Annotated in this window: 13 protein-coding genes and 1 pseudogene; 8 read left to right on the plus strand and 6 right to left on the minus strand. The window is 62.0% G+C overall.

Annotated elements, in window-relative coordinates; translation table 11 throughout:
- Window positions 1–5: 5 nt before the first annotated feature.
- The 4 genes from ftsA (at window position 6) to lpxC (ending at window position 4529) form a co-directional block, all read left to right on the plus strand.
- Window positions 6–1238 (plus strand): cell division protein FtsA, encoded by a 1233-nt coding sequence (gene ftsA, locus M0D67_RS02905; RefSeq protein ID WP_074282118.1) that lies wholly within the window; start codon window positions 6–8, stop codon window positions 1236–1238.
- Window positions 1239–1370: 132 nt separating this feature from the next.
- On the plus strand, window positions 1371–2567 hold the full coding sequence (gene ftsZ / locus M0D67_RS02910) for a cell division protein FtsZ (RefSeq protein WP_054040778.1): 1197 nt from the start codon (window positions 1371–1373) through the stop codon (window positions 2565–2567).
- 250 nt (window positions 2568–2817) lie between these two features.
- Window positions 2818–3321 carry a peroxiredoxin gene (locus M0D67_RS02915; protein ID WP_171926746.1) on the plus strand — a complete coding sequence of 168 codons (504 nt, stop codon included), beginning with the start codon at window positions 2818–2820 and terminating at the stop codon, window positions 3319–3321.
- Between the two features lie 290 nt (window positions 3322–3611).
- Window positions 3612–4529, plus strand: a complete 918-nt coding sequence (gene lpxC / locus M0D67_RS02920) for a UDP-3-O-acyl-N-acetylglucosamine deacetylase (RefSeq protein ID WP_097390468.1) — start codon at window positions 3612–3614, stop codon at window positions 4527–4529.
- Between the two features lie 81 nt (window positions 4530–4610).
- On the opposite strand, the gene M0D67_RS02925 is transcribed toward lpxC, so the two are convergent.
- Window positions 4611–5096 (minus strand): DciA family protein, encoded by a 486-nt coding sequence (locus tag M0D67_RS02925; protein ID WP_054040773.1) that lies wholly within the window; start codon window positions 5094–5096, stop codon window positions 4611–4613.
- Between the two features lie 290 nt (window positions 5097–5386).
- Here M0D67_RS02925 and secA point away from each other — a divergent pair, with 290 nt between their 5' ends.
- The 4 genes from secA (at window position 5387) to M0D67_RS02945 (ending at window position 10921) form a co-directional block, all read left to right on the plus strand.
- Window positions 5387–8197 (plus strand): preprotein translocase subunit SecA, encoded by a 2811-nt coding sequence (gene secA / locus M0D67_RS02930; protein ID WP_154558177.1) that lies wholly within the window; start codon window positions 5387–5389, stop codon window positions 8195–8197.
- A 151-nt stretch (window positions 8198–8348) separates the two neighbouring features.
- Entirely contained in the window at window positions 8349–9590 is a 1242-nt protein-coding gene (gene argJ, locus M0D67_RS02935) for a bifunctional glutamate N-acetyltransferase/amino-acid acetyltransferase ArgJ (protein WP_154558149.1), read from the plus strand.
- A gap of 42 nt (window positions 9591–9632) precedes the next feature.
- Window positions 9633–10502: an ATP-binding protein gene (locus tag M0D67_RS02940; RefSeq protein WP_154558148.1), complete on the plus strand. Its 870-nt coding sequence runs from the start codon at window positions 9633–9635 to the stop codon at window positions 10500–10502.
- The gene (locus M0D67_RS02945; protein WP_154558147.1) at window positions 10499–10921 is read left to right on the plus strand and encodes an NUDIX domain-containing protein; all 423 of its coding nucleotides are present in this window, start codon (window positions 10499–10501) and stop codon (window positions 10919–10921) included. Before M0D67_RS02940 ends, M0D67_RS02945 begins: the two co-directional genes overlap by 4 nt.
- 99 nt (window positions 10922–11020) lie before the next feature.
- Here the strand turns inward: M0D67_RS02945 and M0D67_RS02950 are convergent, their stop codons facing one another.
- The 5 genes and pseudogenes from M0D67_RS02950 to M0D67_RS02970 form a co-directional block, all read right to left on the minus strand.
- Window positions 11021–11218, minus strand: coding sequence for a DNA gyrase inhibitor YacG (locus M0D67_RS02950; protein WP_154558146.1), 198 nt, complete (start codon window positions 11216–11218; stop codon window positions 11021–11023).
- A gap of 102 nt (window positions 11219–11320) precedes the next feature.
- A complete protein-coding gene (gene zapD, locus M0D67_RS02955; protein ID WP_030100922.1) occupies window positions 11321–12076 on the minus strand; it encodes a cell division protein ZapD in 756 nt (251 codons plus the stop codon).
- 200 nt (window positions 12077–12276) lie between these two features.
- Window positions 12277–12885: a dephospho-CoA kinase gene (gene coaE, locus M0D67_RS02960; protein WP_154558145.1), complete on the minus strand. Its 609-nt coding sequence runs from the start codon at window positions 12883–12885 to the stop codon at window positions 12277–12279.
- 3 nt (window positions 12886–12888) lie between these two features.
- Entirely contained in the window at window positions 12889–13830 is a 942-nt protein-coding gene (locus M0D67_RS02965) for an A24 family peptidase (protein ID WP_154558144.1), read from the minus strand.
- A 26-nt stretch (window positions 13831–13856) separates the two neighbouring features.
- Window positions 13857–14204, minus strand: a pseudogene (locus tag M0D67_RS02970) (type II secretion system F family protein); the annotation flags it as partial.
- Between the last annotated feature and the right edge of the window lie 29 nt (window positions 14205–14233).

The following is a 14233-nucleotide window of genomic DNA, read 5'->3' on the forward strand; positions in this document are numbered from 1 at the left end:
ACGCTATGAGTAAAGACTATAAAGATCTGCTGGTCGCCCTCGACATTGGGACGTCGAAGGTAGTGGCTATCGTCGCCGAGTTGAAGGGCGAGGGCCACTACGAGGTGATCGGCCTCGGCCAGAGCGAATCGAAGGGGCTCAAGAAGGGCGTGGTGGTGAACATCGAAGCCACCGTGCAGTCCATTCAGCGCGCGCTCGAGGAAGCCGAGCTGATGGCCGATTGCAAGATCACGAACGTATTTACCGGGATCGCCGGCAGCCATATCCGCAGCTTCAATTCGAGCGGCATGGTGGCGATCAAGGAAAAGGAAGTCACGCAGACAGACGTCGCGCGCGTGATCGAGACGGCGAAGGCGATCAACATCCCGACCGATCAGCAGGTGCTGCATATCCTGACGCAGGAATTCATCATCGACGGTCAGGAAGATGTGCGCGAGCCGATCGGCATGAGCGGCATCCGCCTGGAAGTGAAGGTGCATATCGTCACCGGTGCGGTGAGCGCGGCGCAGAACATCGTGAAGTGCGTGCGCCGTTGCGGGCTCGAAGTGAACGATCTGATCCTGCAGCCGCTGGCTTCGTCGCTCGCGGTACTGACGGAAGACGAAAAAGAACTCGGCGTGGTGCTGGTCGATATCGGCGGCGGCACGACTGATATTGCGATTTTCAGCGAAGGCGCGATTCGTCACACGGCGGTGATTCCGATCGCCGGCGACCAGATCACCAGCGACATCGCGATGGCGCTGCGCACGCCGACGCCGGACGCGGAAGACATCAAGGTCGACTACGGCATTGCAAAGCAAGCCTTGGCCGATCCGGACGAAATGATCGAAGTGCCGGGTCTCGGCGAGCGCGGTCCGCGCACGCTGTCGCGTCAGGCATTGGCGGCGGTGGTCGAGCCGCGGGTCGAAGAACTGTTTTCGCTCGTGCAGCAGGTGGTGCGCGAGTCGGGTTACGAGGAACTGCTTAGCTCCGGCGTGGTGCTGACCGGCGGCGCGTCGATGATGCTCGGCATGGTCGAACTCGGCGAGGACATTTTCCTGAAGCCGGTGCGAATTGGCGTGCCGGAATACGCGGGCGGTCTCGCTGACGTCGTGCGTAACCCGCGTTATTCGACGGCGATGGGTCTGCTCTTCGAAGGACGCTCGCAACGGATGCGCGGCCGCAAGGTCGCTGTGCAGTCGGGGTCGATGGGTCAGGTCTTCACGCGAATGAAAGACTGGTTCCTCGGCAACTTCTAACGAATTCGCTTTTCGAACGGTTTTACGTAAATACGCGCTGGTGCCGGCGGCTGGCGCGCGACAGGAGGTTGCCCGATCTCCTGCCGAATAACGGCCGAAGTGGCTGCAATTTTTTATCTTGACGGAGGCAACATGGAATTCCAGATGCTGGAAACCGAAACGAACGGCACCATCATCAAGGTGATCGGAGTAGGTGGCGCTGGCGGCAATGCCGTTCAGCACATGATCAACAAAGGCGTGCAAGGCGTCGACTTCATCGTGATGAACACGGACGCGCAGGCTCTGTCGCGTTCGCGCGCTTCCGCGGTGATCCAGCTCGGTAACACGGGTCTGGGCGCTGGCGCCAAGCCGGAAATGGGCCGCGCCGCAGCAGAAGAAGCACGTGAGCGCATCGCCGACGCACTGCGTGGCGCGCACATGGTGTTCATCACCGCCGGTATGGGCGGCGGCACGGGCACGGGCGCAGCACCGGTGGTCGCGCAGATCGCCAAGGAAATGGGTATCTTGACTGTTGGCGTGGTCAGCAAGCCGTTCGAATTCGAAGGCGGCAAGCGCATGCGCGTGGCAGAAGCTGGTTCGCAGCAACTGGAGGATCACGTCGACTCGCTGATCGTCGTTCTGAACGACAAGCTGTTCGAGGTGATGGGCGATGACGCCGAGATGGACAAGTGCTTCCAGTGCGCAGACGACGTTCTCAACAACGCAGTTGCCGGTATCGCGGAAATCATCAATGTCGACGGTCTGGTGAACGTCGACTTCGAAGACGTGAAGACGGTGATGGGCGAGCAGGGCAAGGCGATGATGGGCACGGCGACGGTTGCCGGCGTCGATCGCGCGCGTCTGGCTGCCGAGCAGGCTGTGGCCAGCCCGCTGCTGGAAGGGGTGGATCTGTCGGGCGCGCGTGGCGTGCTGGTCAACATCACGTCGAGCCGTTCGCTGCGTCTGTCGGAAACGCGCGAAGTGATGAACACCATCAAGAGCTATGCTGCTGAAGACGCAACCGTGATTTTCGGCGCGGTGTACGACGATGCAATGGGCGACGCGCTGCGCGTGACGGTCGTGGCAACGGGTCTGGGCCGTGCGGCGAAGAAGCAGCAATCGGCACCGATGACGCTGCTGCGCACCGGCACGGACAATCAGCCGATCAGCGCGCACGCTGCTTACGCACCGTCGCAGTCGCACGCAAGCACGGCGGATTACGGCGCGCTGGATACGCCGGCTGTGTGGCGCACGTCGCGCGATACGGCGGCTTCGCACGTGCAGGCGCTGCAGGAAAAGGGCGTCGACACGTACGACATTCCGGCATTCCTGCGCAAGCAGGCGGACTGAGCGCACGAGCAGGCTTTCGTTGCGGTGCTGCTTGCGTAGCACTGGCGGACGAATGCACGAGCGTGGCGGGTGAACGGCGAACAAGCCGCGTATCGTCTGATTCGCGGCAAGGACAAGTGCCCTCTTCGGATTCGCGAAGCGGATGGGGCAACTGTCGCCGGATGGCGGAGCCTGCAGTTAGGCAGATGCTGAAATTCACTGCGACACGACGACGTGCGAACGTACTTCGCATCGATGCAAGGGACTGAGCATGATTCAAGCAGGTGAAAAGCTGCCCGACGCGACGCTCTTCGAGTTCGTCGAAGACACGCGGGCGGGTTGCACGCTGGGGCCTAACAGCTTCGACGTGCGCGAGCAGACGGCGGGTAAGCGCGTGGTGATCTTCGGGTTGCCCGGTGCGTTCACGCCGACCTGTTCAGCCAAACATGTGCCGGGTTACGTCGAGCACGCCGAGCAGTTGCGCGCGCTTGGCATCGACGAGATCTGGTGCGTGTCCGTCAACGACGCGTTCGTAATGGGCGCGTGGGGACGCGATCAGCACGCCTCGGGCAAGGTGCGCATGATGGCGGATGGCAGTGCGGCTTTCACGCGGGCGCTCGGTCTTGAGCAGGATTTGTCGGCGCGCGGCATGGGAATCCGTTCCCAGCGCTACGCGATGGTTGTCGACGACGGCGTGGTCAAGACGTTGAACGTCGAGGCTGCCGGCAAATTCGAAGTCAGCGATGCAGGGAGTATCCTCGCTACGTTGAGCTAGGCACGATTGCGTTCGATGCCTTTGCCTCGAGCCTGCGCGGTTACCGCGTTGTATCAGGGCAACGGCGCATAAGACGCTTTTGTGACGGGCCGTTACTCGGGCCGATGACCGGAAACGCCTCCGTTCCGGACATCGGCCCGTCACGCTTTCCCTGACGGGCGCGCTTTGGGTAATGCAGCGAAACAGATTGATACGTTCCGTGTAACGACGCTCCTTAGGGTATTGGAGTATACTTCGCGCTATGGAATAAAAAGTCCCGATTGGGATTTTCAATCGAATAGAAGATCACCATGTTGAAGCAGCGCACTATCAAATCAATCGTCAAGACAGTCGGCATCGGCCTGCACTCCGGCCGCAAGGTCGAACTGACGCTCCGCCCGGCGGCGGCGAACACCGGCATTGTGTTTTCGCGGGTGGATTTGCCCACGCCGGTGGATATCCCTGCGTCGGCGATGGCGATTGGCGATACGCGTCTGGCTTCCGTACTGCAGAAAGACGGCGCGCGCGTGTCGACCATCGAGCATTTGATGTCCGCATGCGCAGGCCTCGGCATCGACAATCTTTATATCGACGTCACCGCTGAAGAAATTCCGATCATGGACGGCAGTGCGGGTTCGTTCGTGTTTCTGATTCAGTCGGCCGGTATTGAAGAGCAGAACGCGCCGAAGAAATTCATCAAGGTCACCAAGCCGGTTGAAATTCGCGACGGCGATAAATTCGCGCGTCTCGATCCGTATTTCGGTTTCAAGCTCAAATTCACCATCGATTTCCGTCACCCGGCTGTGGATAAAACCGGCCAGGCGCTGGAAGTGGATTTTGCCAATACGTCGTATGTGCGGGAAATCGCCCGTGCGCGTACGTTCGGCTTTGCGCATGAAGTGGAAATGATGCGCGAACTCGGTTTGGCGCGCGGTGGCAGCATGGATAACGCCATCGTGCTGGACGAATACCGCATTCTGAACAACGACGGCCTGCGTTACGACGACGAATTCGTGAAGCACAAGATGCTCGACGCGATCGGCGATCTGTACGTGGTCGGCCATCCGTTGCTGGCTTCGTACACGGCATACAAGTCGGGCCACGGCCTGAACAACGCGCTGCTGCGCGAGTTGCTGGCGCATGAAGATGCGTACGAAATCGTCACGTTCGACGATACGCAGAAGGCGCCACGCGGCTTCGCGTACGAAACGCAGACGGCATTTGCGTAATTTGTGTAGCGCCTTCGGCTGAAATGTCCGAAACGAATGGATGAAAAATAAGCGGCCCTTCTGGGCCGCTTATTTTTTTGTTCAGCGATTTCTCCGATGCCGCGCTGCCATTTTCGCCAAAGCTTCCTGCAGCGGCGAGGGCGCGAGCGATTGGGAGAGCGCGTGCAGCGCGTCCGCGCCGACCGGCGTCATGCGCGCCTGTTTGACCGGCGGCGGCTCCTTCAAAGGCTGCGGCCGCACGCGAATCCTTAGCGCATTGACCGGCCAGCCACGCTGCTGCAGATCCGACAGCAACCTCGGCTCGATCTGGCGCAGGCGGGCGGCCAGCGCATTGTGCGCGGCAAAAAGGGCCAGCACGCCTTCCTTGATAAAGCTGGGCTCCACGCTCGTGGCCAGATAGTCCGGCAGCAGCTCGCGCAAATCCTTTTCCAGCGCCGCAATTTGCTCGACGCCCGCGCGCAGGGCCACGAATGCGTCGGTGCGATTCAGCACTTCGGCGACGGGCTGCGGGCGGCGCGCTTTGAACTGCTTGGGCGGCGGCCTTGAAAAGGACGGAATACGGCTCATGTTCGATAGTGACGGCGCGTTCGCACCCTATGTGCGTTCACGCCGCGATTGTACCGCGCGGGATGCACGCGGACCCGCCTCAATGCGTACCGTCGGACGTCGCTGCGGCGGGCTTTCTGTGCCTTGCCGGCGTCGCACGGCTGACACAGGCGCGGGCGGGGGCGCGTGCTAAAATGCGCGATTCGAATTCACTCTTGGACTAAGCCGCCGAGGCCCTTCCGACCCCGGAGCGCACGTGCATGAACTGCACGCCGCGAACCAGCCGAAGCCGCGACGCAGACACCGATCCGATGACCACCGGTTTTCTACAGAAGATTTTTGGCAGCCGCAACCAGCGGCTAGTCAAGCAATATCAAAAGACCGTCACGGCGATCAATGCGCTCGAGCCGCAGATCGAGCAATTGACGGATGATCAACTGCGCGCCAAAACGGGTGAATTCCGCCAGCGCGTCGCGAGCGGCGAGTCGCTCGACAAGCTCCTGCCGGAGGCCTTCGCGGTGTGCCGCGAGGCCAGCAAGCGGACGCTGAAAATGCGCCACTTCGACGTGCAGTTGATCGGCGGCATGGTCCTGCACTACGGCAAGATCGGCGAAATGCGCACCGGCGAAGGCAAGACGCTCGTCGCTACGCTCCCGGTGTACCTGAATGCGCTGTCCGGCCGTGGCGTGCACGTCGTCACCGTCAACGATTACCTGGCCCAGCGCGACGCCGAATGGATGGCGCGTCTGTACAACTTCCTCGGTCTGTCGGTCGGCATCAATCTGTCGCAGATGGATCACGGCGCGAAGCAGGAAGCGTACGCCGCTGACATTACCTACGGCACCAACAACGAATTCGGCTTCGACTACCTGCGCGACAACATGGTCTACGAGACCGATGCGCGTGTGCAGCGAGCCCTGAATTTCGCGGTGGTCGACGAGGTCGACTCGATCCTGATCGACGAAGCCCGCACGCCGCTGATCATCTCCGGCCAGGCCGAAGATCATACCGAACTCTACGTGCGCATGAATGCGCTGCCGCCGTTGCTCGAACGCCAGATCGGCGAAGAGAAAGCGGACGGCACCGGCGTCGAAAAACCAGGCGACTACACGCTGGACGAAAAAGGCCGCCAGGTCTTCCTGACGGAATCGGGCCACGAAAAGGCTGAGCGTCTGCTCGCCGAATGGGGCCTGATTGGCGAAGGCGAAAGCCTGTACGCGCCGCAGAACATCACGCTGATGCACCACGTGTACGCCGCACTGCGCGCGCACACGCTGTTCTTCAAGGATCAGCACTACGTCGTGCAGAACGGCGAAGTCGTGATCGTCGACGAATTCACCGGCCGTTTGATGTCGGGCCGCCGCTGGTCGGATGGCTTGCACCAGGCTGTCGAGGCGAAGGAACACGTCAAGATCCAGAGCGAGAACCAGACGCTCGCGTCGATCACGTTCCAGAACTACTTCCGTATGTACGCGAAGCTGTCCGGCATGACCGGCACGGCCGACACCGAAGCGTACGAATTCAACGAGATCTACGGTCTCGAAACGGTCGTGATCCCGACCAACCGTCCGCCGAAGCGGATCGACAAGCAGGATCAGATCTACAAGACCGCCAAGGAACGCTATGACGCGGTGATCCGCGACATCCGCGATTGCCACGAGCGTGGTCAGCCGGTGCTGGTCGGCACGACCTCGATCGAAAACTCGGAACTGCTCTCGCATCTGCTGAAGCAGGCCGGGTTGCCGCACGAAGTGCTGAACGCCAAGCAGCACGCGCGTGAAGCCGAGATCGTCGCGGAAGCGGGCCGTCCGAAGCGGGTCACGATCGCCACGAACATGGCCGGTCGCGGTACCGACATCGTGCTCGGCGGCAATGCCGAAAAACAGGCGTCCTTCATCGAAAAGGACGAAACGCTTTCTGAAGACGAGAAGCAACGCCGTATCCAGAAGCTGCACGACGAATGGCAGGCGCTGCACGATCAGGTGAAGGCCGCGGGCGGTCTGCACATCATCGGCACCGAACGTCACGAGTCGCGCCGGATCGACAACCAGTTGCGCGGCCGTGCCGGCCGTCAGGGCGACCCGGGTTCGTCGCGTTTCTATCTGTCGCTGGAAGATCCGCTGCTGCGCATTTTCGCGGGCGATCGCGTGCGCGCGATCATGGACCGCCTGAAGATGCCGGAAGGCGAAGCGATCGAGGCGGGCATCGTGTCGCGTTCGATCGAATCGGCGCAGCGCAAGGTTGAAGCGCGCAACTTCGACGTTCGCAAGCAATTGCTCGAATACGACGATGTGTCGAACGACCAGCGCAAGGTGATTTATCAGCAGCGCAATGAATTGCTCGAAGCGAACGACATCACCGAAACGATCGGCGCGATGCGCGGCGGCGTGATCGCCGATATCGTTCACCAGTTCGTGCCGGCCGGCAGCATCGAAGAGCAGTGGGACGTGCCCGAGCTGGAGGAAGTGCTGCGCAACGAATGGCAGCTCGACCTCGCGATCCAGGAAATGATCAACGAGTCGAACTCGATCAGCGCGGACGAGATTCTCGAAGCTGTCGAAGCCGCCGCGGACGAAGCGTACGAATCGAAGGTTGAACAGGTCGGCCGCGAATCGTTCAGCGCGTTCGAACGCTCAATCATGCTGCAAACGCTGGACCGTAGCTGGCGCGAACATCTGGCCGCGCTCGACCACCTGCGCCAGGGTATCCATCTGCGCGGGTATGCGCAGAAGAATCCGAAACAGGAATACAAGCGCGAGGCGTTCGAACTGTTCGCCGCGATGCTCGACGCCGTGAAGCTCGAAGTCACTCGGGTGGTGATGAACGTGCAGATCCAGTCGCCGGAACAGCTGGAACAGGCCGCCGAGCAACTCGAAGAGCAAGGCAGCCACCTCGAAAACGTCGAGTTCCGTCACGCCGAATTCGCCGAAGCGGCAGCAGCAGCGCCTGCCGCTGCGGAAGCGGCTACCGCCGCCATGATCGGCGACGCGATGAGCCACGGCGCCTCGCACGCCATTGGGTCGGACGTGAGCGTGGACAACGTGCCGAAGGTGGGCCGTAACGACCCGTGCCCGTGCGGCAGCGGCAAGAAGTACAAGCAGTGTCACGGCAAGATCGCATAATGCCGAAAGCGGCGCGCTTTAAGCGCGCCGCTTCGTTTTACACGATGTTTTGTTGATGATTTCGCGGTGGTTCGGCTACAGGCTCGAGCCATCAGTTACCGATCCCTCGATGCCGGCGCCACGCCGGCATTTTCTTCGACAGGTCGCGACCATGGCTGTCAATTTCCCCTCGATCGATCCCGCTCAACTTCACCCTGTCGCCGGCGTCACGCTGGGCTGGGCGGAGGCGAATATCCGCAAGCCGAACCGCAAGGACGTGCTGGTCATTTCCGTTGGCGAAGGCGCGGCGGTAGGCGGCGTGTTCACACAGAACCGTTTTTGCGCCGCACCCGTCACGGTGTGTCGCGAGAATCTGGAGCGCGTGCGCGCGGGCGGCAAGCCGATTCGTGCGCTGGTGATCAACACGGGCAACGCGAACGCGGGCACGGGCGAACCTGGCCTCGTGGCCGCGCGCGAAACCTGCGTTGAGCTCGCGCGCCTCGTGGACATCGCGCCGGAACAGGTGTTGCCGTTTTCGACGGGCGTGATTCTGGAACCGCTGCCGGTCGATCGTCTGAAGGCCGGTCTGCCTGCCGCGCTGGCGAACCGCAAGGAAGCCAACTGGTACGACGCCGCCCAGGCGATCATGACCACGGATACCTTGCCGAAAGCCACCTCGCGTCAGGTCACGATCGACGGCCACACGGTCACGCTCACCGGTATCAGCAAGGGCGCCGGCATGATCAAGCCGAACATGGCGACCATGCTCGGCTTCCTCGCGTTCGACGCCGCCGTCGCGCAACCGGTGCTCGACGCACTGGTCAAGCACGTGGCGGACCGCTCGTTCAACTGCATCACGATCGACGGCGATACGTCGACCAACGATTCTTTCATCCTGATCGCCTCGGGCAAATCGAGCCTGCCGGCGATCACGTCCACCGATTCGCCCGCTTATGCAGCGCTGCGCGACGCGGTGACCGAAGTCGCACAGACCCTCGCCCAACTGATCGTGCGCGACGGCGAAGGCGCGACCAAATTCATGACCGTGCATGTCGAAGGCGGCTCGAGCGTCGGCGAATGTCGCCAGATCGCGTACGCGATCGGCCACTCGCCGCTCGTGAAGACGGCCTTCTATGCATCGGATCCGAATCTCGGCCGCATTCTCGCGGCCATCGGCTATGCAGGCGTGGACGATCTCGACGTCGGCAAGATCGATCTGTATCTGGACGACGTGCTGGTCGCCACTGCCGGCGGCCGCAATCCGGCCTACCGTGAGGAAGACGGCCAGCGCGTCATGAAAAAGAGCGAGATCGGCATTCGCGTCGTACTCGGCCGGGGCAATGCGCAAGCCACGATCTGGACTTGCGATCTGTCGCACGACTACGTGAGCATCAACGCCGACTATCGTTCGTAACCAGGTTTATTGCGCGGCGTTTTGGCCGCTTACCTTACAGCCATGGACAAACTCGAAAAGTTTCTGACCCGGGCAGAAGCCGTACTCGTCCGCCTCGAAGCGATGCTTCCTCCCGCCGAACCGGAGATCGACTGGTCGGCGGCGGTCGCCTTTCGTTGGCGCAAGCGCCAGGGGCGCGGCTATCTGCAGCCCGTGCCCGCCATTTCGTCGATCACGCTCGGCGACCTGCAAAACATCGATCGCCAGAAAGGGTTGATCGAGCAGAACACGCTTCAGTTCGTGCGTAAGCAGCCGGCCAACAACGTGCTGCTGACGGGTGCGCGCGGCACGGGCAAGTCGTCGCTGATCAAGGCTTGCCTGAACGCCTATGCGAAAGACGGCCTGCGCCTGATCGAAGTGGATAAAGACGATCTGCACGATCTGGGCGACATCGTCGATCTGATCGCGCAGCGGCCTGAGCGCTTCGTGGTGTTCTGCGACGACCTGTCGTTCGAAGATGGCGAGTCGGGCTACAAGGCGCTGAAGGTCGCGCTCGACGGATCGATCGCTGCGCAGTCAGACAACGTGCTGATCTACGCAACGTCCAACCGCCGCCATCTGCTGCCCGAGTACATGAGCGACAACGAGACGTACAAGCACATGGCCGACGGCGAGATTCATCCGGGCGAACTGGTCGAAGAAAAGATCTCGCTGTCCGAGCGCTTCGGCCTGTGGGTCAGCTTCTATCCGTTCAAGCAGGACGACTACCTGTCGATCATCGGCCACTGGCTTCGCCATTTCGGCTGCGACGACGCGGAAGTCGAAGCGGCGCGCGGCGATGCGCTGGTGTGGGCGCTGGAGCGCGGTTCACGCTCCGGGCGCGTCGCGTGGCAATTCGCTCGCGACTGGTCAGGACGGAAGACCCCGGCATGAACGATGCGCAGAAGAACGTGGCTGGCCGCCCGGTGACTGAAGTCGCCGTCGGCGTGCTGATTCAGCCGGATGGACGCTATCTGCTGGCGCAGCGCCCGGCAGGCAAGCCGTACGAGGGGTACTGGGAGTTTCCGGGTGGCAAGCTGGAAGCGGGCGAGTCGGTCGAGGCCGCGCTAGCCCGCGAGCTGCACGAGGAACTGGGTATCGACGTCAAGACGAGCCATCTTTGGCACACGCTCGAACACGATTACCCGCACGCCTACGTGCGGCTGTTCTTCTGCAAGGTCACGCAGTGGTCCGGCGAACCGCACGGCCGCGAAGGCCAGGCATTTGTGTGGCAGGCGCTGCCGGCGGATGTCTCGCCACTGTTGCCGGCGACGATCCCCGTGCTGGAATGGCTCGCGGCTGAGAAAAACTAGGGAAATTATCGGCGGTTTTAAACGGCGCTGCGTGCGCAGCGCCGTCCTGCGCAACTGCAACACGCCGCGCATGCGGTGTGCGTCTGCAACCTGCAGTGCTCAATGCGGGGTGTAGTCCGCGCCAGGTGATTCATCAGACGGCGTTTCTTCCTCCGTGCCGCCTATCTTGTACTTCTCAGCGGCCCAGGCGCCGAGGTCGGTCTGCTTGCAGCGGTCAGAGCAGAACGGGCGGAAGCGGCTTTCTGGAGTCCAGCGGACATCCTTGCCGCAAGTGGGGCATTTGACGACGGTAGGCATACGGTCAGGCAGTCAATCGGAAACGGAACAAGTTACGAATATAGGGGCATTTTTCGCCGCTTTAAAGACGCGGCCCCGCGATTCAGTTCTACAGGGCAAGCGTTACAGGCTGCAAAGCGTGAGCTGGAACGGCACGTCGACATCCACCGCGCGCGGACGCAAATCGCCGTCCTGCACCGTGAATCGCACCCAGAGCATGTACTTGTTAGCACTGGCCTCGGGGATCACCCGCAATTCCGGTGCCACCCGTACTTGCATCAATTGGTATGAACGACCTGACAGCATCTGCTGATAGCTGCCCTGCATCGCCATGACTTTGGACGCCTGACCCGATTCGCGCGCGAGGCGCAGCACGATTGTTGCCGCATCGCGCAACGGCAGCAGCGGCGTGACCCATTTGGCAATATCCTGCCGACGCTGATCTGGATGGATCTGCTGCCACGCGTAGTACGAAGGCAAATCGAACTTGCAAGTGCCGCCCGGGATGATCGCGCGGCTGCGGATGCTGGCAAGCCACTCGTTGTCCGCCAGATGCTGGCCGGTCTTACCCTGCATCTGTGAAAGCCCTGACAAGGTCTGCTCGATCTCCCCTAGCACTGCTTCCAGCGCGTTCTGCTCGATCCCCGGATTGCCCCGGAACGGCGCCAGAGTTTGCCGTTGGCGCTCGAGCTCCTTCATCAGATCGGACTTCAGATCCGCGCGACCTGCAACCTCTGAGATTTCGAACAACGTTGTCAGTGCGACGTGATGTTCCCTGGCGTCTTCCTGAGTCAGAAAGAACGTGAAGCGCTCGAACAGATCTTCGAGGCGCAATAGCGTCCGGATTCGCTCGTTGAAGGGATACTCGTAAAGGATCAAGCGGGCTCGCCTCGGGCGTGGTCGGTGACGGGAATGCAGAACATTCTAATGCCGTGGGACTACCCTAGCAATCACGCACTTTTTCAGCGCGCTTTCGCAACTTTTTTCACGTGTTTCAGGCGGTTTGGCGCGTGCTTTGCGTGCGTGCCGCTGCATGGCTGAGCAAACCACGCACGCTACAAGCCATGTTCAGCGTATTCTCACGCGCTCGCTAGGGACAGATAGACGCGATGCTGTGCATCGACCTGCGTCTTGAGTGCGTCGAGCGGCGCGTTGTCGTTGTCGTTGTCGATGACGTCGTCGGCTGCGACGAGGCGTGCTTCGCGTGTCGCCTGGCGGGCGATGATCGCCAGCACCTGTTCGCGGCTAAAGCCGTTGCGGCTCATCACGCGAGAGATTTGCGTCTCGACGCTGCAATCGACCGTCAGCACACGATTCACGCGAGTTTTCCAGCTACCTGACTCCACCAGCAACGGCACTACTACGATCACGTACGGCCCTTGCGCCTCGCGCTGCTCGCGTTCGGTCTCCGCACGAATCAATGGATGCGTGATGCCTTCGAGGCGTTTGCGCGCGCCGTCGTCGCTGAATACCAGCGTGCGCATGCGGGCGCGGTCGAGCGAACCATCTGCCGCCACGAACGAATCGCCGAACTCCGCGGCAATCTGCGGCATCGCAATGCCGTGCGGCGCCGTGATGCGGTGCGCAATCAGGTCCGTGTCGACCAGCGGCACGCCGTGCGCGGCGAACAGGTCAGCCACGGTCGATTTGCCGCTGCCGATGCCGCCGGTCAATCCCACAGCAAACATGCTTCAGCCTCCCAACGCCAGATAAAGCGGTGTGCCGAGAAATAGCGTAACAGCACCGCCCGCTGCAAGAAACGGCCCGAACGGTAGGGGTTCTTCGAAGCGCATGCGGCCGCGCCACGTCGCCGCGAGGCCGACCACCGCGCCAGCGACCGCCGCGATCAGCACGATCTGCGGTAGCGCCGCCCAGCCGAGCCACGCGCCGAGCGCCGCCAGCAGTTTGAAATCGCCATATCCCATCCCTTCGACGCCGCGCACCAGACGGAACAGCCAATGCACGACCCACAGCACCAGATAGCCGAAGATCGCGCCAAGCACGGCATCGTGGAGGTTCGCGAACATGCCGTTGAAGTTCACGATCAAGCCGGCCCACAGGAGCGGCAGCGTCATCGAGTCCGGCAGCAGGTGGGTGTCGATGTCGATCGCGCTCATTGCGAGCAACGCGGCGCACAGTCCGAAGGCGGCGAGTGCCATGCCGGTCGGCCCATACAGCGCGAGCGCCCCGGCCGCGAAGGCGGCGCTGGCGATTTCGAGCAGCGGGTAGCGCAGGCTTACGCGTGTCTTGCATGCGGAGCAGCGCCCGCGCAACAGCAGATAGCTCAGCACCGGCAGGTTCTCCCACGCGCTGAGCACATGGCCGCAATGAGGGCACGCACTGCGTGGCACCCACAGGTTGTAGCGGGCGGGCAAGCCGTCGTCTTCGAGCGCTTGTTCGGTGGCCTCGCTGACTTCCTCGCGCCACGCACGCTCCAGCATGATCGGCACCCGATGCACGACCACGTTCAGGAAACTGCCGATCACCAGACCGAACACGATCGCGAATGCGATCTGCAGGCCGTTGGGCAAGCTGCCGAACGCCAGGCCGAGACTGGTTGTGACGTGGCCGGACAGCAGGCCCGAAAACAGGCTGGAAGAAGTATCTGACACGGGCGGAAGGGTAGCCTGCATATAAAGGGTGGGATTCGGCTGCGATGCTACACCACGTTGCCGAGTTGAATAATGGGAAGATACATCGCGATCACCAGGCCGCCGACCAGCGTGCCCAGCACGATGATGACAAGCGGTTCGCACAGGCTCGAGAGCGTGCCGATCTTTTCGTCTACCTGACGATCGGCGAGCGACGCCACATCGATCAGCATCCTGTCGAGCGCCCCGGACTCCTCGGCAACCGCAACCGGCTGCACTACCTCCGGTGGAAAGCAGTGCGCCGCGCGCATCGCGGCGGCGAGCCGTTCGCCGCGCCGCAGCCGGGCGGCGATCTCCACCGTGGCGCGATCGAAGAAAGCGTTGCCCCCGCTTTCCTTGATTGACAAGAAATTGTCAGTGGCTGAGAATTTCCCGCCAAGAATCC

The organism is Paraburkholderia sp. SECH4, from assembly GCF_030511745.1.
In the GTDB taxonomy this organism is placed as follows: domain Bacteria; phylum Pseudomonadota; class Gammaproteobacteria; order Burkholderiales; family Burkholderiaceae; genus Paraburkholderia; species Paraburkholderia madseniana.

Coding starts and splice junctions, on each gene's coding strand:
- ftsA (WP_074282118.1), top strand. CDS start 6: ATGAGTAAAGACTATAAAGATCTGCTGGTCGCCCTCGACATTGGGACG.
- ftsZ (WP_054040778.1), top strand. CDS start 1,371: ATGGAATTCCAGATGCTGGAAACCGAAACGAACGGCACCATCATCAAG.
- M0D67_RS02915 (WP_171926746.1), top strand. CDS start 2,818: ATGATTCAAGCAGGTGAAAAGCTGCCCGACGCGACGCTCTTCGAGTTC.
- lpxC (WP_097390468.1), top strand. CDS start 3,612: ATGTTGAAGCAGCGCACTATCAAATCAATCGTCAAGACAGTCGGCATC.
- M0D67_RS02925 (WP_054040773.1), bottom strand. CDS start 5,096: ATGAGCCGTATTCCGTCCTTTTCAAGGCCGCCGCCCAAGCAGTTCAAA.
- secA (WP_154558177.1), top strand. CDS start 5,387: ATGACCACCGGTTTTCTACAGAAGATTTTTGGCAGCCGCAACCAGCGG.
- argJ (WP_154558149.1), top strand. CDS start 8,349: ATGGCTGTCAATTTCCCCTCGATCGATCCCGCTCAACTTCACCCTGTC.
- M0D67_RS02940 (WP_154558148.1), top strand. CDS start 9,633: ATGGACAAACTCGAAAAGTTTCTGACCCGGGCAGAAGCCGTACTCGTC.
- M0D67_RS02945 (WP_154558147.1), top strand. CDS start 10,499: ATGAACGATGCGCAGAAGAACGTGGCTGGCCGCCCGGTGACTGAAGTC.
- M0D67_RS02950 (WP_154558146.1), bottom strand. CDS start 11,218: ATGCCTACCGTCGTCAAATGCCCCACTTGCGGCAAGGATGTCCGCTGG.
- coaE (WP_154558145.1), bottom strand. CDS start 12,885: ATGTTTGCTGTGGGATTGACCGGCGGCATCGGCAGCGGCAAATCGACC.
- M0D67_RS02965 (WP_154558144.1), bottom strand. CDS start 13,830: ATGCAGGCTACCCTTCCGCCCGTGTCAGATACTTCTTCCAGCCTGTTT.